General features: G+C 49.2%; 21 protein-coding genes and 1 pseudogene. 8 read left to right on the forward strand and 14 right to left on the reverse strand.

Annotation, left to right across the window (positions count from 1 at the left end):
* Positions 1 to 123: 123 nt before the first annotated feature.
* The 7 genes from pdhR to tssD form a co-directional block, all read right to left on the reverse strand.
* Positions 124 to 888, reverse strand: a complete 765-nt coding sequence (pdhR, locus tag HBM92_RS19915; protein ID WP_000331776.1) for a pyruvate dehydrogenase complex transcriptional repressor PdhR — start codon at positions 886 to 888, stop codon at positions 124 to 126.
* A 455-nt stretch (positions 889 to 1343) separates the two neighbouring features.
* A complete protein-coding gene (locus HBM92_RS19920) occupies positions 1344 to 1634 on the reverse strand; it encodes a bacteriocin immunity protein (RefSeq protein WP_000282228.1) in 291 nt (96 codons plus the stop codon).
* Positions 1635 to 1874: a hypothetical protein gene (locus tag HBM92_RS19925; RefSeq protein WP_001304491.1), complete on the reverse strand. Its 240-nt coding sequence runs from the start codon at positions 1872 to 1874 to the stop codon at positions 1635 to 1637.
* Positions 1875 to 2029: 155 nt separating this feature from the next.
* A complete protein-coding gene (locus tag HBM92_RS19930; RefSeq protein ID WP_000471926.1) occupies positions 2030 to 2323 on the reverse strand; it encodes a bacteriocin immunity protein in 294 nt (97 codons plus the stop codon).
* 2 nt (positions 2324 to 2325) lie between these two features.
* On the reverse strand, positions 2326 to 2562 hold the full coding sequence (locus tag HBM92_RS25915) for an HNH endonuclease signature motif containing protein (RefSeq protein WP_001304492.1): 237 nt from the start codon (positions 2560 to 2562) through the stop codon (positions 2326 to 2328).
* Positions 2563 to 2720: 158 nt separating this feature from the next.
* Positions 2721 to 3011 (reverse strand): bacteriocin immunity protein, encoded by a 291-nt coding sequence (locus HBM92_RS19935; protein ID WP_001519352.1) that lies wholly within the window; start codon positions 3009 to 3011, stop codon positions 2721 to 2723.
* Positions 3012 to 3016: 5 nt separating this feature from the next.
* Entirely contained in the window at positions 3017 to 4798 is a 1782-nt protein-coding gene (gene tssD, locus HBM92_RS19940; protein ID WP_000502506.1) for a type VI secretion system tube protein TssD, read from the reverse strand.
* 527 nt (positions 4799 to 5325) lie between these two features.
* Here tssD and aroP point away from each other — a divergent pair.
* Positions 5326 to 6696, forward strand: coding sequence for an aromatic amino acid transporter AroP (gene aroP, locus HBM92_RS19945; protein ID WP_000399017.1), 1371 nt, complete (start codon positions 5326 to 5328; stop codon positions 6694 to 6696).
* A gap of 42 nt (positions 6697 to 6738) precedes the next feature.
* Here aroP and ampE read toward each other — a convergent pair whose 3' ends face one another.
* Together ampE and ampD are read right to left on the reverse strand one after the other, a co-directional pair.
* Positions 6739 to 7593 (reverse strand): beta-lactamase regulator AmpE, encoded by an 855-nt coding sequence (ampE, locus tag HBM92_RS19950; protein ID WP_000172013.1) that lies wholly within the window; start codon positions 7591 to 7593, stop codon positions 6739 to 6741.
* Positions 7590 to 8141 (reverse strand): 1,6-anhydro-N-acetylmuramyl-L-alanine amidase AmpD, encoded by a 552-nt coding sequence (gene ampD / locus HBM92_RS19955; RefSeq protein WP_000923726.1) that lies wholly within the window; start codon positions 8139 to 8141, stop codon positions 7590 to 7592. Before ampD ends, ampE begins: the two co-directional genes overlap by 4 nt.
* A gap of 87 nt (positions 8142 to 8228) precedes the next feature.
* Here ampD and nadC point away from each other — a divergent pair, with 87 nt between their 5' ends.
* From nadC to hofC, 4 genes are all read left to right on the forward strand, one after another.
* The gene (gene nadC, locus HBM92_RS19960) at positions 8229 to 9122 is read left to right on the forward strand and encodes a carboxylating nicotinate-nucleotide diphosphorylase (RefSeq protein WP_001135168.1); all 894 of its coding nucleotides are present in this window, start codon (positions 8229 to 8231) and stop codon (positions 9120 to 9122) included.
* A 203-nt stretch (positions 9123 to 9325) separates the two neighbouring features.
* On the forward strand, positions 9326 to 9766 hold the full coding sequence (gene ppdD, locus HBM92_RS19965) for a prepilin peptidase-dependent pilin (RefSeq protein WP_000360915.1): 441 nt from the start codon (positions 9326 to 9328) through the stop codon (positions 9764 to 9766).
* A gap of 9 nt (positions 9767 to 9775) precedes the next feature.
* Complete coding sequence (gene gspE / locus HBM92_RS19970) at positions 9776 to 11161, forward strand: type II secretion system protein GspE (RefSeq protein WP_001025180.1); 1386 nt, start codon at positions 9776 to 9778, stop codon at positions 11159 to 11161.
* The gene (gene hofC, locus HBM92_RS19975) at positions 11151 to 12353 is read left to right on the forward strand and encodes a protein transport protein HofC (protein WP_000157242.1); all 1203 of its coding nucleotides are present in this window, start codon (positions 11151 to 11153) and stop codon (positions 12351 to 12353) included. Before gspE ends, hofC begins: the two co-directional genes overlap by 11 nt.
* 34 nt (positions 12354 to 12387) lie before the next feature.
* Here hofC and guaC read toward each other — a convergent pair whose 3' ends face one another.
* Positions 12388 to 13431, reverse strand: a complete 1044-nt coding sequence (gene guaC / locus HBM92_RS19980) for a GMP reductase (protein ID WP_001217338.1) — start codon at positions 13429 to 13431, stop codon at positions 12388 to 12390.
* Positions 13432 to 13586: 155 nt separating this feature from the next.
* The gene (locus tag HBM92_RS25135) at positions 13587 to 13631 is read right to left on the reverse strand and encodes a protein YacM (protein WP_120795372.1); all 45 of its coding nucleotides are present in this window, start codon (positions 13629 to 13631) and stop codon (positions 13587 to 13589) included.
* Positions 13632 to 13655: 24 nt separating this feature from the next.
* On the opposite strand from HBM92_RS25135, the gene coaE reads away from it, so the two are divergent.
* Genes coaE through yacG form a run of 3 tightly spaced genes read left to right on the forward strand, consistent with a single transcriptional unit; the run spans position 13656 to position 15226 of the window.
* Positions 13656 to 14276, forward strand: a complete 621-nt coding sequence (gene coaE / locus HBM92_RS19985) for a dephospho-CoA kinase (RefSeq protein ID WP_001269525.1) — start codon at positions 13656 to 13658, stop codon at positions 14274 to 14276.
* A complete protein-coding gene (gene zapD, locus HBM92_RS19990; protein ID WP_001194731.1) occupies positions 14276 to 15019 on the forward strand; it encodes a cell division protein ZapD in 744 nt (247 codons plus the stop codon). The genes coaE and zapD overlap by 1 nt, the downstream gene beginning before the upstream one ends.
* Before the next feature lie 9 nt (positions 15020 to 15028).
* Complete coding sequence (gene yacG / locus HBM92_RS19995; RefSeq protein ID WP_000005044.1) at positions 15029 to 15226, forward strand: DNA gyrase inhibitor YacG; 198 nt, start codon at positions 15029 to 15031, stop codon at positions 15224 to 15226.
* A gap of 72 nt (positions 15227 to 15298) precedes the next feature.
* Here yacG and HBM92_RS20000 read toward each other — a convergent pair.
* The 3 genes and pseudogenes from HBM92_RS20000 to secA form a co-directional block, all read right to left on the reverse strand.
* A pseudogene (locus HBM92_RS20000) lies at positions 15299 to 16642 on the reverse strand (IS3-like element IS1397 family transposase).
* A 102-nt stretch (positions 16643 to 16744) separates the two neighbouring features.
* Positions 16745 to 17143, reverse strand: coding sequence for an 8-oxo-dGTP diphosphatase MutT (gene mutT / locus HBM92_RS20005; RefSeq protein WP_000736044.1), 399 nt, complete (start codon positions 17141 to 17143; stop codon positions 16745 to 16747).
* A gap of 59 nt (positions 17144 to 17202) precedes the next feature.
* Positions 17203 to 19908 carry a preprotein translocase subunit SecA gene (gene secA / locus HBM92_RS20010; protein ID WP_000905780.1) on the reverse strand — a complete coding sequence of 902 codons (2706 nt, stop codon included), beginning with the start codon at positions 19906 to 19908 and terminating at the stop codon, positions 17203 to 17205.
* Positions 19909 to 19941 lie beyond the last annotated feature (33 nt).

Here is a 19941-nt window from a genome sequence, read left to right on the forward strand (position 1 = left end):
TGGAACCTGTCCCATTGAACTCTCGCCGGAAAGCTCAATAAGACAGGTTCTACGTTTAGTTGCCGCGCTTTTATATGCGCTTGATTTACAACATCTTCTGGATAATTTTTACCAGAAAAATCACTAATTCTTTCGTTGCTCCAGACGACGCAGAGAACGCTCACGGCGGCTCTCTTCACGGCTTCTGTCGAGCAAAATTTCTTCGATAAAGGCCAGATGGCGATGCGATGCTTCGCGCGCTTCTTCCGGCTTACCGGCCATAATCGCTTCAAATATGCGGGTGCGGTGACTACTCACCAGCGGCAGCATCTCGCGACGCGAATAGAGCAATTCGAAGTTCTGGCGGACATTCTGAGCCAACATCGGCTCCATACACCTTAGCAGATGAAGCAGAACCACATTGTGGGCCGCTTCGGTGACGGCAATCTGATACTGGAGTACGGCATTTGATTCCGCGTCCAGATCGCCAGACTGCTGCGCCAGCTCTATGGCGTGGTGGAGTTCACGGATGCGTTCCTTGTCTTCATCGGTACTACGCAGCGCGGCGTAATAAGCGGCGATACCTTCCAGGGCGTGTCGTGTTTCGAGCAAGTCATACTGTGATTCAGGATGGTCGGAGAGCAGCTCCACCAGCGGATCGCTGAAGCTTTGCCATAGGCTGCTCTGGACAAAAGTGCCGCCACCCTGGCGACGAAGCAACAAGCCCTTCGCTTCGAGACGTTGAATCGCCTCACGCAATGAGGGACGGGAGACGTCAAACTGTTTTGCCAGTTCGCGTTCCGGTGGGAGTTTTTCGCCCGGGCGGAGAGTGCCTTCGAGGATCAAAAACTCCAGTTGCTGCTCAATCACATCGGAGAGTTTTGGTTGGCGGATTTTGCTGTAGGCCATGAGTTCCTGTCTTAAGCCACTTGCCGAAGTCAATTGGTCTTACCAATTTCATGTCTGTGACGCTAAAGTAACAAAGTATTCACCTTATGTCCATACAGGTTTTGATTGAAATCATGAAACTGTGCACATTTTAACAACTTGACATATATAACGTTTCAAAGCTGTAACTATGCACAAATGTTAAATTTACCCACCAAGGGGTGACCTTAACAGAATTGAAACGAAAAAATATTTCCTCTGAACCGATTCACCAAGCAACAAAACGCATAACAATTCAATTATGTGAATTAATATGTAAAATGAATGTTCAGGGAAGGAGAGAAAGGTAGTATTTACCTATGTTTTCTTTTTACATTGCTTATTATCACTGCAATCGCCACCGTAACCTTCTCGTAGCGAAAATCATCACTTAACCAGAACGTGATGATTTTCAGGTGACAGATTCTGTTTAGAGTTCATTCTGAATCTTTGAACAAAGGCAATCCTTGCGAACGCCGCCATTCTTTGACGATTTTCAGGATGTTTTCAGGTTTATCATCTCCCTTCTTTGCAGGATAGTAGATAAGATCGCTCATCAACGGATGTTGTGTAATTCTGGTAAGATGTTCTTCTAGATCATCCCAATATTTGTCAAGCTCTTCCCCTTTTAATTGAGCGTTATCCCCGGTTGGATTTGTAAACTCGCCAAGCAACTCAATGAATTCCCGCTCTGTGTAATCTTCTATTTTATCTTTAAAATTATACATTTAACTATCTCCTGTAATAAATTTCATCATGCAAATGAGGTGTGCCCTCCTTAAATTATCAATATCGTAAATTTCGCCACTATATTCAATCGCAACACAATGATACATGTGGAATTTTTTAACGATTTCTTTAGGGCCATAATGCCAACCTTCAAGAGGTGCTTTTGCGATTAATCCTTGTTTTATACGTGTTTGATTACCACTTGAAAACTGCGCTATCAACTCCGGATACTGACTCACCTCCAGCCAAAGGGTATCGGTGAAAGCGGGAAATTGATAAAATAACCTAATGAGATTTCAGTATTTTACCTGTTTTTTAAGAGCACCCACATTATTATTTTATGTTATTAACATCATCGCATTAGCCAGACGCGATGATGTTCCATATAGTTTTATTATCTACTTTGTTTAGAGTCTTTAAACAAGGGTAGCCCCTGTGAACGCCGCCATTCTTTGACAATTTTCAGGATGTTTTCAGGCTTATCATCTCCTTGACTTTTAGGGTAGAAAATTAGATCGCTCCCTGACGGATGCTGTGTAATTTCAATAAAATGATCTACTAATGAATCCCAGTACATTTCTAGCTCCTTACCTTTTAAGGGCTTTCCATCTTTCATAGTTGATCTCAATCCGCCTAAAAAATTAAGAAATTCCTCCTCGGTATAATCTTCGAGCTTTTCTTTAAACATATTTATCTCCTGTAGTGAATCTCATCGTGTAGTCTGGGGGTAACAATTCGTAAATTATCAATATCGTATACGCTGCCGCCATATTCAATTGCAACACGATGATGTATCTGGAATTTTTTAACGATTTCTTTAGGGCCATAATGCCAACCTTCAAGAGGTGCTTTTGCGGTTAATCCTTGTTTTATACGTGTTTGGTTACCACTTGAAAACTGCGCTATCAACTCCGGATACTGACTCACCTCCAGCCAAAGGGTATCGGTGAACGCGAGAAATTGATAAAATGATTTCAGTATTTTTTACCTGTTTTTTAAGAGCAACCACATTATTATTTTATGTTATTAACATCATCGCATTAGCCAGACGCGATGATGTTTCATATATAGTTTTATTATCTACTTTATTTAGAGTCTTTAAACAAGGGTAGCCCCTGTGAACGCCGCCATTCTTTGACGATTTTCAGGATGTTTTCAGGTTCACCATCTTCTTGGGAATTAGGATAGAAAATGAGATCTCCCTTTTTAGGATGTTCAGTAATTTTAATGAAATGATCCACTAAGGTATCGAGATATTTTTCTAATTTTTTCCCTTTTAGGGATTTATCTTTGCTAGTTGCATTTACTATCTCCTCAAGCATTTCAAGAAATTCACCTTCTGTGTAAAAATATATTTTATCTTTTAAATCACGCATATACATTATCTCCTGTAGTGAATTTCATCATGTAGTCGGGGCGTAACAATCTTAAAATTATCAATATCATACACTCCACCACCATGTTCTATAGCAACTACATGATGTATCTGGAATTTCTTAACTATCTCATTTGGTCCGTAATAATACCCCTCCTCAGGGACATAGGGGGAATATCCTTGACTAACGTTATTCTGATTACTTTTTATAAACTGCGCCAATAACACTGAGTCTTTACTCACCTCCAGCCACAGCGCCTCGCGAAACTCATCAAAGGTTTTAAACTCCCGTCCGCGCAATTTATCAGCAATATGCGCCGGGATTGGTGCGCCGTTGCCGTTATTGGATACCGACATATCCAGCCAGCGAGTTCCTGGTGAAAGCAGGACGCCGCGCCCTGTTACAACACCAGGCAGCTTTCGCGGATCCTCCTTCAGGTAAACATAGATGGGCTTAATACCGGATCCCGCCGGAAAAACCAGAATATAATCGTTGAATTCTTTCGGATCAGGAACCGGGAATGGCGGCGTGGTATAGGTATCGGTGCCGTCCGGAATCGGCGTCACCAGAATGGTGGGCTGATCCAGCGGCGGCCTGTCGTTACCGGTATGGCCCGGAACATTCCCATGTTCCGGATTTTCCGGCGTCCAGGTAATCAGGGGGCCATCGACATCGTGAGCGGGGGTAAATTCATAACGCTGCCTCTCCTCGTTCCACAGCATGTTCGCCACGCGGACGTTTTCATACGGCGTACCTTCACCCGTATGAACACCATATACCTGGGGCTTGCTGTGAATGTCAGTTCCCCAGAAAAAACGCACCCGGGTAGTGGCGGTACTGCCTGCAAGCGCTTTCTGGCGCAGTTCTTCCTCATACCAGAACTCATCACGTCCAGGCACACGAGCACTGCCCTCGCCCGCAGAGGGAATATACAAAGCAGATGCCAACGCACCGATGTAAGAGCCGCGGGTTGCACTGAGTATGCCACTGAGCGACCATTTTCCCCATATTTGAGCCGCCAACACACTACCCGGAAACAGTAGCATGGTTTGAGCTTCTGCGGGTTGCCCAACATCGTTAGCCTCCGGATGGTGGTATCCACAGCAGTCATCAACCACTGGCAGAGCAAAAATCGCTACTTGCCCGAAGTTTTCAGCGGGTTCTTCTGCCGTTCCGGCATCTGTACATCCCTTCTCCTTCAGACAGGATTTGGCATAGACCGGTTTAACCGCTGGTGGAGAGAGTGGAAGGTTAACAACTGGTAGCGGCTCAGGGTTAAGATTACTGGCAGGTGGGTTTTTAGGTGGAATAAATAAGCTATTATAGCCAGCAGGAAAGGCCAACCAGTCAAATTCCGTATTGGCTATTAGATGTTTGCATAATATGTAGTCATAATTAACATTTACACATTCGGTAGGAAGATTATTGTCAGAAATGTTTACATGAATAGCAGTTAATGAAGCATTTCTTAGCTGAATATAATAATACCGTTCCCAGCGCCCGCTTTTATTTATACGATACAAATCGATTTCAATAAATAACCGCTCATTCTGATTGATGGCATTAGACAGTAGCGGTGAGCTTTTATCAATGAGTTTGCAAAATTGTAGCCCCTGTAGATTAACGCCTTTACCAGTACTGGTAATGGCGTTGGTGAGTGCAAAGGCAAAAATTTCATCTTCATGGCCAACCTGCCAGCGATTACCAACCGACGCATACGTCCCACAGCCTGAAGAAATATCGCCCTGCTTCTCACCGATTATTCTCAGGTAAACAATATCGCCCACTTTATTTCATTCCCGTTTATCCTTAACTTTTTTGCATTAAATAGAAAACTTATTTCTCGATCAATAAGAAACGCTTTTAATGAAAAATTATTTCAATTACTTAACGTTTTCACTTAGCTCGCAATATTATATTTAAATACTCGCGTTACAACCCCATTGTATTATTAACATCTATTTATTCTTATATGACCTTTTGTAAGATTATTGTGCTGGTGGCTAAGGCATGGTGTTCAGCAGGCAGACAAATCCGACATATAGCTAGTTAAAACAGTATGTTATCAGACTTAAAGTATCTATTAAATGTGATGAAAAACTTACAATTGCTTTTTTTTTATCCAGAAAATCAACACATCTACATAAAGCAGGTGCATTCTCGCGCATATACCATTATCTTGTGATAGTTGAAAGTACTATCATCATAATTCAGTTACATAAAATGTAAAGAAACCAATACAACAAACGGAATTACAAAATTACACACGCATTGCTGCGTAGTTCAAAAAAACAACACAACACGAGGTTTCATAATGGAAGGTCAACAGCACGGCGAGCAGCTAAAGCGCGGCCTTAAAAACCGCCATATTCAGCTTATCGCGCTGGGTGGCGCGATAGGGACAGGGCTATTCCTGGGTAGCGCCTCCGTAATACAATCCGCAGGGCCAGGGATTATCCTGGGTTACGCCATTGCTGGTTTTATCGCCTTTCTGATCATGCGTCAGCTAGGTGAAATGGTGGTCGAAGAACCTGTCGCAGGCTCCTTTAGCCACTTTGCTTATAAATACTGGGGCAGTTTTGCCGGTTTCGCCTCTGGCTGGAACTACTGGGTACTGTACGTTTTAGTTGCCATGGCAGAGCTGACTGCCGTGGGTAAATACATTCAGTTCTGGTATCCGGAAATCCCAACCTGGGTTTCTGCCGCCGTGTTCTTTGTGGTGATCAACGCCATCAACCTGACAAACGTAAAAGTGTTTGGCGAGATGGAGTTCTGGTTTGCCATTATCAAAGTTATCGCGGTGGTAGCGATGATCATCTTCGGCGCCTGGCTGCTATTCAGCGGCAACGGCGGCCCGCAGGCGAGCGTTAGCAACCTGTGGGATCAGGGTGGTTTCCTGCCACACGGCTTCACCGGTCTGGTGATGATGATGGCGATTATCATGTTCTCTTTCGGTGGTCTGGAACTGGTGGGGATCACCGCAGCAGAAGCTGATAACCCGGAGCAAAGTATCCCGAAAGCAACTAACCAGGTTATCTACCGCATCCTGATTTTCTATATTGGCTCGTTAGCCGTTCTGCTCTCACTAATGCCGTGGACCCGCGTTACCGCCGATACCAGTCCGTTTGTGCTGATCTTCCACGAGTTAGGCGATACCTTTGTAGCGAATGCGCTGAATATCGTGGTACTGACCGCTGCGCTCTCCGTGTACAACAGCTGCGTATATTGCAACAGCCGTATGCTGTTCGGTCTGGCACAACAAGGGAACGCGCCAAAAGCGCTGGCGTCTGTCGATAAACGCGGCGTACCGGTTAACACTATTCTGGTGTCTGCGCTGGTTACGGCATTGTGCGTACTGATTAACTACCTTGCCCCAGAGTCCGCTTTCGGACTGTTAATGGCGCTGGTGGTATCTGCACTGGTCATCAACTGGGCGATGATCAGTCTGGCGCATATGAAATTCCGTCGTGCCAAACAAGAACAAGGCGTGGTAACTCGCTTCCCTGCCCTGCTTTATCCGCTGGGTAACTGGATCTGCCTGCTGTTTATGGCGGCGGTACTGGTGATTATGCTGATGACCCCAGGAATGGCGATTTCGGTATACCTGATCCCGGTATGGCTGATCGTGTTAGGTATAGGCTATCTGTTTAAAGAGAAAACCGCCAAAGCCGTAAAAGCGCATTAATCTCTCTACGCCCTCACCCGTGCAGGGTGAGGGCAATAATCTTTACACCAACGCCCCGTAAATCGTCAGTAGCGCAATAACCACCACGACCACGAACGAGGTTTTCTTCGCCATTGAAACCGCTGCCTTTGGCGTCTCCACCTTATCGACATGCGGTTCACGCGCCAGAGAGAACTGTGCCAGACGCGTTAATACCTGATATTGCGAAGTATGGAAATCACCCAGCGAAGCAAACCAGGCCGGTAACGCTTTCTCACCATGACCGATCAAGGCATATACCACACCCGCAAGACGAACCGGCACCCAATCCAGTACATGAAGCACGGCATCAATGCCGGACTGTAAACGATGATGCGGCGTCTGGTATCGCGCCAGCCAGTATTGCCATGCACGCAAAAACGCATACCCCATCAGCGTAACGGGTCCCCAGGTTCCCCCCACAATCAGCCAGAACAGCGGAGCAAGATAAAAACGAAAGTTAATCCACAGCAATGCATTTTGCAGCTCACGCAAATACTCACGTTTATCGCAGCCTGCCGGGACGCCGTGAATCATGGTGAGTTCGCCAGCCATCGTGGCACGGGCATGGCTATCATTACGTGAAGCAGCTGTCAGATAAGCATGATAATGAAGACGAACTTTACCTGCGCCAATACACAGCAAACCAATCAGCAGCCACACCAGCAGCGTGGGAACGTTGAACAATACTCCCTGCAATGCGCGTAACAGTAAAAAAGTCACGCCCATCGCAATAATGGTCATGCCTAATGTGCGCCCGAGAGAAAAATGTTTCACCCGCCGAAAGAACGCTTCAAGACGATGATCAAGCTGCCAGTGCTCGCCCAACTTAAACAGGCGCTCGAAAATTAACACCAGTAAGGTTGTAAATAGCGTCATGTTGTCTCCTTGCTGACCAGTGCACGAAACCGTGCCCAATCAAATGCAGGGCCGGGATCGGTTTTCCGATCCGGCGCAATATCACAATGGCCCGTCATGTTATTAGCGATATCTGGATAGCGATCAATCAGTGCCCGCGTAACCGCCGCAAGCTGTTGATACTGCGCATCGGTATACGCCAGCGTATCGGTGCCTTCCAGCTCAATCCCAATAGAAAAATCATTGCAGCGTTCACGCCCCTGATACTGAGAGACTCCCGCATGCCAGGCACGTTTATCGAAAGGAACATACTGGACTATTTCACCATCACGGCGAATCAAACAGTGAGCGGAGACGCGCAAATGGGCGATCTCAGCAAAGAAAGGATGCGCCTGCGGATCAATAGTTCCAGTGAATAATGCGTCGATCCACGGACCGCCAAACTCGCCTGGCGGCAGGCTAATATTGTGCACCACCAGCAGGGTGGGTGTTTCGTCATCCGGGCGGCAATCGTAATGTGGTGAGGGAACGCGGCGCGCGCCAACCAGCCACCCCTGTTCTAACAACATGCAGGATCTCCTTATATGTGGTGCTAATACCCGGTTCAGAGTAGCATGTTTCTACCTTATGATTCGTTAGCTATCTGGAGTTTTAACATGCCGCCTCGCCGCTATAACCCTGACACCCGACGTGACGAGCTGCTGGAACGCATTAATCTCGATATCCCCGGCGCGGTGGCCCAGGCGCTACGGGAAGATTTAGGCGGAACAGTCGATGCCAACAATGACATTACGGCAAAACTTTTACCGGAAAACTCTCGCTCTCATGCCACAGTGATCACCCGCGAGAATGGCGTATTTTGCGGCAAACGCTGGGTTGAAGAGGTGTTTATTCAACTGGCAGGCGACGATGTCACCATTATCTGGCATGTGGATGACGGCGATGTCATCAACGCCAATCAACCCTTGTTCGAACTTGAAGGCCCATCTCGCGTGCTGTTAACGGGCGAACGCACTGCGCTTAATTTTGTGCAAACCCTTTCAGGAGTTGCCAGTAAGGTACGCCACTATGTCGAATTACTGGAAGGCACCAACACGCAGCTGTTGGATACGCGCAAAACCTTACCCGGCCTGCGTTCAGCTCTGAAATACGCGGTACTTTGCGGCGGCGGAGCGAATCACCGTCTGGGGCTTTCTGATGCCTTCCTGATCAAAGAAAACCATATTATTGCCTCCGGCTCAGTGCGCCAGGCGGTCGAAAAAGCGTCCTGGTTGCACCCGGATGCGCCAGTAGAAGTCGAAGTAGAGAATCTGGAAGAACTTGATGAAGCTCTGAAAGCAGGTGCCGATATCATCATGCTGGATAACTTCGAAACAGAACAGATGCGCGAAGCCGTCAAACGCACCAACGGCAAGGCGCTACTGGAAGTGTCTGGCAACGTCACTGACAAAACACTGCGCGAATTTGCCGAAACGGGCGTGGACTTTATCTCCGTTGGTGCGCTAACTAAACACGTACAGGCACTCGACCTTTCAATGCGTTTTCGCTAATTGCTGACAGATTTATCCGCTCCATCGCGGGCGGATAAATCTCCCCTTCCCCAACTTTCTTCGTAACGCCTCGCAAATTTCTTGTCTTTCGCTGCAACGAAATAAAAAACCTCGGAAGCTGCTTTCCCGTTTCGTTTTTTGCCCCTCGCTTGTGCTGATGGCGTTTGCCAAAGTAGCGCCAACCCAATCAAGGAGCGAAACAGATGGACAAGCAACGCGGTTTTACACTTATCGAACTGATGGTGGTTATTGGCATCATTGCCATTTTAAGCGCCATTGGTATTCCCGCTTATCAAAACTACCTGCGCAAAGCCGCACTCACCGACATGCTACAAACCTTTGTGCCTTACCGTACCGCCGTAGAGTTGTGCGCGCTGGAACATGGTGGATTAAATACCTGCGACGGTGGCAGCAATGGCATTCCTTCGCCTACCACCACCCGCTATGTTTCAGCCATGAGTGTGGCAAAGGGCGTGGTGTCGCTGACCGGGCAAGAAAGTCTCAATGGGCTAAGCGTCGTCATGACACCGGGTTGGGATAACGCAAACGGCGTCACCGGCTGGACGCGTAACTGCACTATTCAAAGTGACAGCGCATTGCAGCAAGCCTGCGAAGATGTCTTCCGCTTTGATGACGCCAACTAAGGAGCGGCAATGAATATTCCACAGCTCACCGCCCTGTGTCTGCGTTATCAGGGAGTCTTGCTGGATGCCAGCGAAGAGGTGGTTCATGTTGCGGTAGTCGATGCACCTTCGCATGAGCTACTGGACGCATTGCATTTCGCTACCACCAAACGTATTGAGATCACCTGCTGGACGCGCCAACAAATGGAAGGTCACGCCAGTCGCACACAACAGACATTGCCCGTAGCTGTTCAGGAGAAGCATCAGCCCAAAGCAGAGTTGCTGACTCGAACGTTACAATCTGCGCTAGAACAACGCGCGTCTGATATTCATATCGAACCAGCGGACAATGCCTACCGCATCCGCTTGCGTATCGACGGCGTATTGCATCCTTTACCGGACGTTTCACCGGATGCCGGAGTCGCATTAACCGCCAGATTAAAAGTGCTGGGAAACCTGGATATTGCGGAACATCGCCTGCCGCAGGACGGGCAATTCACTGTCGAACTGGCAGGAAACGCCGTCTCATTTCGTATTGCGACCTTAGCATGTCGGGGTGGTGAAAAGGTGGTATTAAGGTTGTTACAGCAGGTGAACCAGGCACTGGATGTTAACACGCTTGGAATGCAGCCGTCACAACTGGTGGACTTTGCTCATGCCTTGCAACAACCACAGGGACTGGTGCTGGTAACTGGCCCTACAGGCAGCGGCAAAACGGTCACGCTTTATAGTGCCCTGCAAACGCTGAATACCGCTGACATTAATATTTGTAGCGTCGAAGATCCGGTTGAGATCCCCATAGCCGGACTAAACCAGACGCAAATCCATTCGCGTGCCGGACTCACCTTTCAGGGCGTTTTGCGTGCGTTATTGCGCCAGGATCCTGACGTCATCATGATCGGAGAGATCCGCGATGGCGAAACGGCAGAAATTGCCATTAAAGCCGCGCAAACCGGTCACCTGGTGTTGTCTACCCTACACACTAATTCCACCTGCGAAACGCTGGTACGTTTACAGCAAATGGGAGTCGCCCGCTGGATGCTATCATCGGCGCTTACGCTGGTAATAGCCCAGCGTCTGGTACGCAAACTTTGCCCGCATTGTCGCCGGCAGCAAGGGGAGCCCATCCATATTCCAGACAATGTATGGCCATCGCCGCTGCCCCACTGGCAGGCACCCGGTTGTGTACATTGCTACCACGGTTTTTATGGTCGCACGGCCTTATTTGAAGTTCTGCCCATAACACCGGTCATACGTCAGCTTATTTCCGCTAATACCGACGTTGAATCGCTGGAAACGCACGCCCGACAGGCGGGTATGCGAACGCTTTTTGAAAACGGCTGCCTGGCCGTGGAGCAAGGCTTAACCACCTTTGAAGAGTTAATCCGCGTATTGGGGATGCCGCATGGCGAGTAAGCAACTCTGGCGCTGGCATGGCATAACCGGCGACGGCAATGCGCAAGATGGGATGCTATGGGCAGAGAGCCGTGCTTTGCTGCTCATGGCACTACAGCAACAGATGGTTACCCCACTAAGCCTGAAGCGAATCGCCATCAATTCTGCGCAGTGGCGAGGAGATAAAAGCGCGGAAGTCATTCATCAACTGGCGACGCTACTCAAAGCCGGGTTAACGCTTTCTGAAGGGCTGGCTCTGCTGGCGGAACAGCATCCCAGTAAGCAGTGGCAAGCGTTGCTGCAATCACTGGCGCACGATCTTGAACAGGGCGTTGCCTTTTCCAATGCCTTATTACCCTGGTCAGAGGTATTTCCGCCGCTCTATCAGGCGATGATCCGCACGGGTGAACTGACCGGTAAGCTGGATGAATGCTGCTTTGAACTGGCGCGTCAGCAAAAAGCCCAGCGTCAGTTGACCGACAAAGTGAAATCAGCGTTACGTTATCCCATTATCATTTTAGCGATGGCAATCATGGTGGTTGTGGCAATGCTGCATTTTGTACTGCCGGAGTTTGCCGCTATCTATAAGACCTTTAACACTCCGCTACCGGCGCTAACGCAGGGGATCATGACGCTGGCAAGTTTTAGTGGCGAATGGGGTTGGTTGCTGGTGCTATTCGGCTTTCTGCTGGCGATAGCCAATAAGCTGCTGATGCGCCACCCAACCAGGCTTATCGCACGGCAGAAATTGCTGTTACGCATCCCGATTATGGGTTCACTGATGCGGGGACAAAAACTCACGCAGATCTTTACGATTCTGACACTGACACAAAGTGCAGGCATTTCTTTTTTACAGGGCGTTGAGAGCGTCAGAGAAACAATGCGCTGCCCGTACTGGGTGCAACTTCTGACACAAATCCAGCACGATATCAGTAACGGTCACCCCATCTGGCTGGCGCTAAAAAATGCCGGTGAGTTTAGCCCGCTCTGTTTGCAATTAGTGAGAACAGGAGAGGCATCCGGCTCGCTGGATCTCATGTTAGACAACCTCGCCCATCATCATCGGGATAACACAATGGCACTGGCGGATAACCTCGCAGCCTTACTGGAACCGGCGTTGCTGATCATAACGGGAGGAATTATCGGTACGCTGGTGGTGGCAATGTATCTGCCAATTTTCCATTTAGGCGATGCGATGAGTGGAATGGGATAACGCTGGCGTGTTGCTCCACGCCAGCGTTGGTATATTACAGGTTGTTGAAGATGCGGTTTTCTTGTTCCTGCACACGGATAAACGTGGTGCGCTTGGTCAGTTCTTTCAGGCGTGAAGCCCCAACGTATGTACAAGCTGAACGCAGGCCGCCCAAAATATCACGCGCGGTATTTTCAACCGGGCCTCGCAGCGGCAGCTTAACGGTTTTACCTTCTGCTGCGCGATATTCCGCAACGCCGCCAACGTGACGTTTCATCGCAGACTCTGAGCTCATGCCGTAGAACAGCATAAATTTCTCGCCGTTCTCCTCAACGATGCGACCGCCGCTCTCTTCGTGGCCCGCCAGCATGCCGCCAAGCATTACGAAATCGGCACCGCCGCCAAAGGCTTTCGCGACATCGCCCGGCGTGGTGCAGCCGCCATCGCTGACGATCATTCCGCCCAGACCGTGCGCAGCATCGGCGCATTCGATCACCGCAGAAAGTTGCGGATAACCGACGCCTGTTTTGACGCGAGTTGTACAAACAGAACCTGGGCCAATGCCAACTTTAACGATATCGGCACCGGAGAGGATAAGCTCCTCACACATTTCACCAGTCACTACGTTGCCTGCACAAATGGTTTTGGTCGGCCACGCTTCACGCGCTTTCGCAACGAACTGCACAAAGTGTTCGGAATAACCATTCGCCACGTCAATACAAACAAAATTTAATGCCGGGTTCAGGTCGAGAATCTGTTTAGTTTTTTCGAAATCCGCATCAGACGTGCCGGTAGAAACCATCACATGTTTCAGCACATCAGCGGAAGAATTGTTGATAAACGCTTGCCACTCTTCGACAGAATAGTGTTTATGCACAGCAGTCAGAATATCAAAAGAAGCCAGCGCAGAGGCCATAGAAAATGTGCCTACGGTGTCCATATTGGCGGCGATAATCGGCACGCCGGACCAGCTCTGACCTGAATGTTTGAAGGTGAATTGACGTTCCAGTTCAACATCGGAACGGCTTTTAAGAGTGGAGCGTTTAGGGCGGATGAGAACGTCTTTAAAACCTAACTTCAGATCTTCTTCAATACGCATGTGCGGATTCCTGGGGTTAATGGCTATAAGGGTAAGAGCGCAACTCCAGTGACGTTATCATACGCACTAATCAATGCGGCGCAAGACTGCGAAATTGTCTTTTTTTACGCTACAATCCCATAAATTTACCTGGTAAATAGTGAGCGAACGTTTCATCAATTTCGCTTTCGTGCGCTCATTTTTAACGTTTTGATAATCATGATGAATTCCCGGGAATATAAATTATGAGGTATATAGTTGCCTTAACGGGAGGCATTGGCAGTGGCAAGAGTACCGTTGCCAATGCGTTTGCTGATCTCGGAATTAACGTCATTGATGCCGATATTATTGCGCGTCAGGTGGTTGAACCAGGTGCACCTGCGCTACATGCCATTGCTGATCACTTTGGCGCTAACATGATTGCTGCTGATGGAACATTGCAGCGCCGGGCCTTGCGCGAGCGGATCTTCGCCAACCCGGAAGAGAAAAACTGGCTTAACGCCCTGCTGCATCCGCTGATTCAGCAAGAGACGCAACACCAGATCCAGCGAGCTACTTCCCCCTATGTACTATGGGTTGTGCCATTGCTGGTAGAAAACTCACTGTATAAAAAAGCGAATCGAGTGCTGGTGGTGGATGTCAGCCCAGAAACGCAACTTAAGCGCACCATGCAGCGCGACGATGTAACTCGCGAGCATGTCGAACAAATCCTTGCTGCTCAGGCAACGCGCGAAGCTCGCCTTGCCGTGGCAGATGACGTCATTGATAATAACGGCGCACCGGATGCTATCGCATCGGATGTTGCCCGCCTGCACGCATACTATTTGCAGCTTGCGTCGCAGTTTGTCTCACAGGAAAAACCGTAATGCAGACCCAGGTCCTTTTTGAACATCCACTAAATGAAAAAATGCGTACATGGCTGCGCATTGAGTTTTTGATTCAGCAACTCACCGTTAATCTACCCATCGTTGACCACGCTGGCGCGCTGCATTTCTTCCGTAATGTCAGTGAATTACTGGATGTTTTCGAGCGCGGCGAAGTCCGCACTGAGCTGTTGAAAGAACTTGACCGGCAGCAACGTAAACTCCAGACCTGGATTGGCGTGCCCGGCGTGGACCAGAGCCGTATTGAAGCATTAATTCAGCAGTTAAAAGCGGCGGGGAGCGTATTAATCTCCGCGCCGCGTATCGGGCAATTTCTACGTGAAGATCGTTTGATTGCTCTGGTGCGTCAGCGACTGAGCATCCCGGGCGGCTGTTGCAGCTTTGATTTACCTACATTGCACATTTGGCTGCATCTACCCCAGGCGCAGCGCGACAGCCAGGTAGAAACCTGGATTGCCAGCCTGAACCCACTTACCCAGGCACTTACCATGGTGCTGGATTTAATTCGCCAGTCGGCCCCCTTCCGTAAACAAACCAGCCTGAATGGTTTTTATCAGGATAACGGTGGCGATGCCGACTTGCTGCGCCTGAATCTGTCGCTCGATTCACAGCTTTATCCGCAAATTTCCGGTCATAAGAGCCGTTTTGCCATTCGTTTTATGCCGCTGGACAGTGAAAACGGACAGGTACCAGAACGTCTGGATTTCGAACTGGCCTGTTGCTAAGGAGTAAAAATGTCAGAAACTATTACGGTGAATTGCCCAACCTGCGGGAAAACGGTGGTGTGGGGTGAAATCAGCCCGTTTCGGCCATTTTGCTCCAAACGTTGTCAGCTGATCGACCTCGGAGAATGGGCTGCTGAAGAAAAACGAATCCCCAGCAGTAGCGATCTTTCCGAAAGCGATGACTGGAGCGAAGAGCCAAAGCAGTGACATTCTATCTGATGCGACGCTGGCCTGATAAAACGCGCCATGAACTGAACCCCAAAACCTGGACAGTTTCAGTTAACCGGCTTTTTGATACTCAGTCCGGTATTCTACCGGGCTGAGTCCCCCAAGACTGAGTTTTATTCTTTTTTGATTCCAGTAAGTTATGTATTCGTTAACGGCATTTTCCAGCTCTTCTACATTTCTGTAGTCCCGGCGATAGTACATTTCTTCTTTCAGGTGACCAAAGAAGTTCTCCATTACCGCATTATCAAGGCTGTTGCCCTTGCGCGACATGCTCTGCACTAACCCTCTGTCCGCCAGGGCGGACTGATAACTTTTTATCCGGTAATGCCATCCTTGATCACTGTGGAGCAGCGGTTTCTCCCCTTCAGCAAGGCTTTCCAGACCCTTATTTAACATCCGCTTCACCAGCTCCTCTGTAGGCCTGCAGGCCGTTTCCCACGCCACGATTTCCCCGTAAAACAAATCAAGTATCGGGGACAGGTACAGTTTTTGTCCGCCAGCCCTGAATTCGGTGATATCTGTCACCCATTTCTCACAGGGAGCTTCCGCTTTGAACTGTCGCTGAAGGATATTTTCTGCAGCGAGTCCCATATTTCCCCGGTAAGACCGGTATTTCTTCAGGCGCACAGGAGACTTCAGGCCGAGCTGTTGCATCAGTTTTCTCACCGTTTTGCCACTGAACTTAAGACCTCTTTTCTGAAGCTCACAATGGATCCGCCGGTACCCATAACATCCCCGGTGTTCATGGAAGATGGAGGCTATGAGCTGTTTCACATCAGCATACTTGTCCTTAGCCTTCTGCAGTGACAGCTGGTAGTACAGCGTGCTTCTGCCCTGCGGCCTTTAACAGGTCAGACTGGCAGTGTCCGTACCTCAGGCTCTGGATGACTTTCGTTTTTTCTCCAGCTCCTGGCGCTTTTTTTCCAGAAGATGCTCCTGCATGGCTTTCAGATATGCATTTTCTGCGCGAAGATAACGCAGCTCATTCTTCATCTCTTCCGGCGTCATGTTTGCCTCGTTTTCATGGGTATCATCAGAACGGGTCATGCTTTTCTCCTTCCTGCGCCTGATAAAGGCCTCATTACCAGATTTGCGGTAGCCTTTTATCCAGTTTTTAACCGTGTTGTGGCTGGGAATGTTAAACCGGGCTGCTACCCGGGGTAGAGACTCAGAATGCCCGAGAGCATAAAGAACCACGCAAAGTTTATCTTCAGGAGAATAGCTACGCTTGTGTCTGCAATCCAGTGCCCGAGGACCGTGAAGAAGAAAAAGATTAATCCAGTGTGAGAGGCTGGTGTGAGAAAGTTGAAAGAGTTTTGCCGTAGAAATGATGCCTGCATGACCAGCCAGGTAATGATTTACAGCGGCAAGTTTTACTTCAAATGAATGTTTCATAAACTGCACCTTCAGATGTCAGATTATGTCCAACATTTGGGGTGCAGTTCAGCCAGCGTCGCATCAGGCATCATATGCAAATGTCGGATGCAGCGTGACGCCTTATCCGGCATACACACGCTTAAGTTTCGCAATTACCGGTTCATTGGCTGGCGGAAAATCATCGGCATTAAGACCGACCAGCGACATCCACTCACCGGGTTGCCCTTCTTTACCCCACGGCTCCCCTTCCCAGCTTTCGACCAGCCAGAACCACAGAGTTATATGCCTGTCCGGGAATTCATATTCCAGTTTTTCAAATAGCGAAAAATGTTGTGGGGTAATCCCGACTTCTTCCTGAAGTTCACGCACCACCGCCTGTTCCGGCGTTTCGCCCATTTCAACTTTACCGCCGGGAAACTCCAGTTTATTCGCCATGTGCGCATCTGCTGCGCGACGCGTTATAAAGATTTCATTGTTCTCGTTGCGAATAATACCTACCGCAATTTGCAGCTTTTTCATTGTCTTAAACCTATAAAAAAGGCGCAGAATCCTGCGCCTTTTACTTCAACTGTTAGCTTTTATTGCAGGCGGCCATGGCACTGCTTGTATTTTTTACCAGAACCACACGGGCAAGGATCGTTACGTCCTACTTTGCGTTCACCGGTTTGCGCCGCCAGTGCAGCTGCGGCTGCAGAGTCGTCATCCTGATGGCTAAGCTGCTGCATTTGCGCTAAACGCTCGGCTTCCATACGACGCTGTTGTTCCAGCTCCTCAACCTCTTCAGGCATACGTACCTGAACTTTGCTCAGCGTACTGATAACTTCATATTTCAACGACTCCAGCATCGCTGCAAACATGGAGAACGATTCACGTTTGTATTCCTGCTTCGGATCTTTCTGTGCATAGCCACGCAGGTGGATACCCTGACGCAGATAGTCCATCGCTGCCAGGTGCTCTTTCCACAGAGAGTCGAGAGTTTGCAGCATGACGCCTTTCTCGAAGTGACGCATCATCTCAGCACCAACCACTTCTTCTTTACGCTGATACACTTCGATGGACTGCGCCAGAATGCGCTCACGCAGCGTCTCTTCATGCAGTTCTGGTTCTTTATCCAGCCACTCGGCAATTGGCAAATCGAGGTCGAAATCGTTCTTCAGACGTTCCTGCAGCCCCGGAATATCCCACATTTCTTCCAGCGACTGTGGCGGAATGTAGGCATCAATGGTCGCTTTGAACACATCTTCACGAATGCTGTTGATGGTTTCGCTCACATCGCTGACATCCAGCAGTTCGTTACGCTGGGAGTAAATGGCGCGACGCTGATCGTTAGCCACGTCATCATATTCCAGCAGTTGCTTACGAATGTCGAAGTTACGGCTTTCAACTTTACGCTGGGCGTTGGCAATCGCTTTGGTCACCCACGGGTGCTCAATGGCTTCGCCTGGCTTCATACCCAGTTTACGCATCATGCCGGATACTCGGTCGGAAGCAAAAATACGCATCAGCGCATCTTCCATCGACAGGTAGAAACGAGAAGAACCAGCATCCCCCTGACGACCAGAACGACCGCGCAGCTGGTTATCGATACGACGGGATTCGTGACGTTCAGTACCGATGATATGCAGGCCACCTGCTGCCAGTACCGCATCGTGACGTACCTGCCAGTCGGCTTTAATTTTTTCAATTTGCTCTGCAGTCGGATTTTCCAGCGCGGCAACTTCTGCCTGCCAGCTACCACCGAGCACAATATCGGTACCACGACCCGCCATGTTGGTCGCGATAGTCACCGCAGCCGGATAACCTGCCTGAGCAACAATCGCCGCTTCGTTGGCATGGAATTTGGCGTTCAGGACGTTGTGCTTAATACCGGCTTTGGTCAGTTCATTTGACACCAGCTCCGATTTTTCGATGGAGATTGTACCCACCAGCACCGGCTGGCCTTTCGCAGTACGTTCTTTGATATCTTCAATGATCGCCTGAATTTTTTCCGCTTCAGTCATGTAGACCAGGTCCGGCAGATCTTTACGAATCATTGGACGGTTGGTCGGAACAACGACAGTATCCAGCTTATAGATGGAGCTGAATTCGAAAGCTTCGGTATCAGCAGTACCAGTCATCCCCGCCAGTTTTTCATACAGACGGAAGTAGTTCTGGAAGGTGATCGAAGCCAGCGTCTGGTTTTCGTTCTGGATCTGCACACCTTCTTTCGCTTCCACAGCCTGGTGCAGACCATCGGACCAGCGACGGCCCTGCATGGTACGACCGGTGTGTTCGTCAACGATGATAACTTCACCATCTTTAACGATGTAGTCGACGTCGCGGGTAAACAGCGCATGAGCGCGCAGCGCCGCCGTTACGTGGTGCATCAGCATGATGTTGGCCGGAGAGTACAGAGACTCACCTTCATCCATGATGCCTTCTTTAACCAGCAGTTCTTCAATCAGAACCAGACCACGTTCGGTCAGGTTCACCTGGCGAGATTTTTCATCCACCGAGAAGTGGCCTTCGCCCTGGAAGGTTTCGGAGTCTTCTTTTTCCTGACGGATCAGGTGCGGAATAATTTTATTCACGCGTTTATACATTTCCGAGCTGTCTTCTGCTGGGCCGGAAATGATCAGCGGTGTACGCGCTTCATCGATGAGGATGGAGTCCACTTCGTCCACCAGCGCATAGTGCAGTTTACGTTGTACACGTTCTTCAGGGCTGAATGCCATGTTGTCGCGCAGGTAGTCAAAGCCGTATTCGTTGTTCGTACCGTAAGTGATGTCAGCAGCGTAGGCTTCACGCTTTGCCGGTGCTGGCATGCCCGGCAGGTTGATACCGACAGTCAGGCCAAGGAATTCAAACAGCGGACGGTTGTTTTCGGCGTCACGTTGCGCCAGGTAGTCGTTGACGGTAACTACGTGTACGCCTTTACCGGTTAGTGCGTTCAGGTAAGCAGGCAGCGTTGCGGTCAGGGTTTTACCTTCACCGGTACGCATTTCGGCGATGCAGCGTTCGTTAAGAACCATACCGCCGAGTAACTGAACGTCGAAGTGACGCATACCAAAGACGCGCTTACTTGCCTCACGCACCACGGCGAAAGCTTCCGGGATCAGATTTTCCAGCACTTCGCCTTTTTCCAGACGCGCACGAAACTCTGCGGTTTTCCCTTTCAGTTCTTCGTCGGAGAGTTTTTCCATCTCCGGTTCCATGGCATTGATGATGTTGACCACTTTGCGCATCCGGCGCAGGGTGCGATCGTTACGACTACCGAAAACTTTAGTTAATAATTTGATTAGCATAATAAAATCTCAAACGCCCCGCGTTGCGGAGTT

This window comes from Escherichia sp. E.sYA108 (genome assembly GCF_011754335.1).
Classification (GTDB): Bacteria; Pseudomonadota; Gammaproteobacteria; order Enterobacterales; family Enterobacteriaceae; genus Escherichia; species Escherichia coli.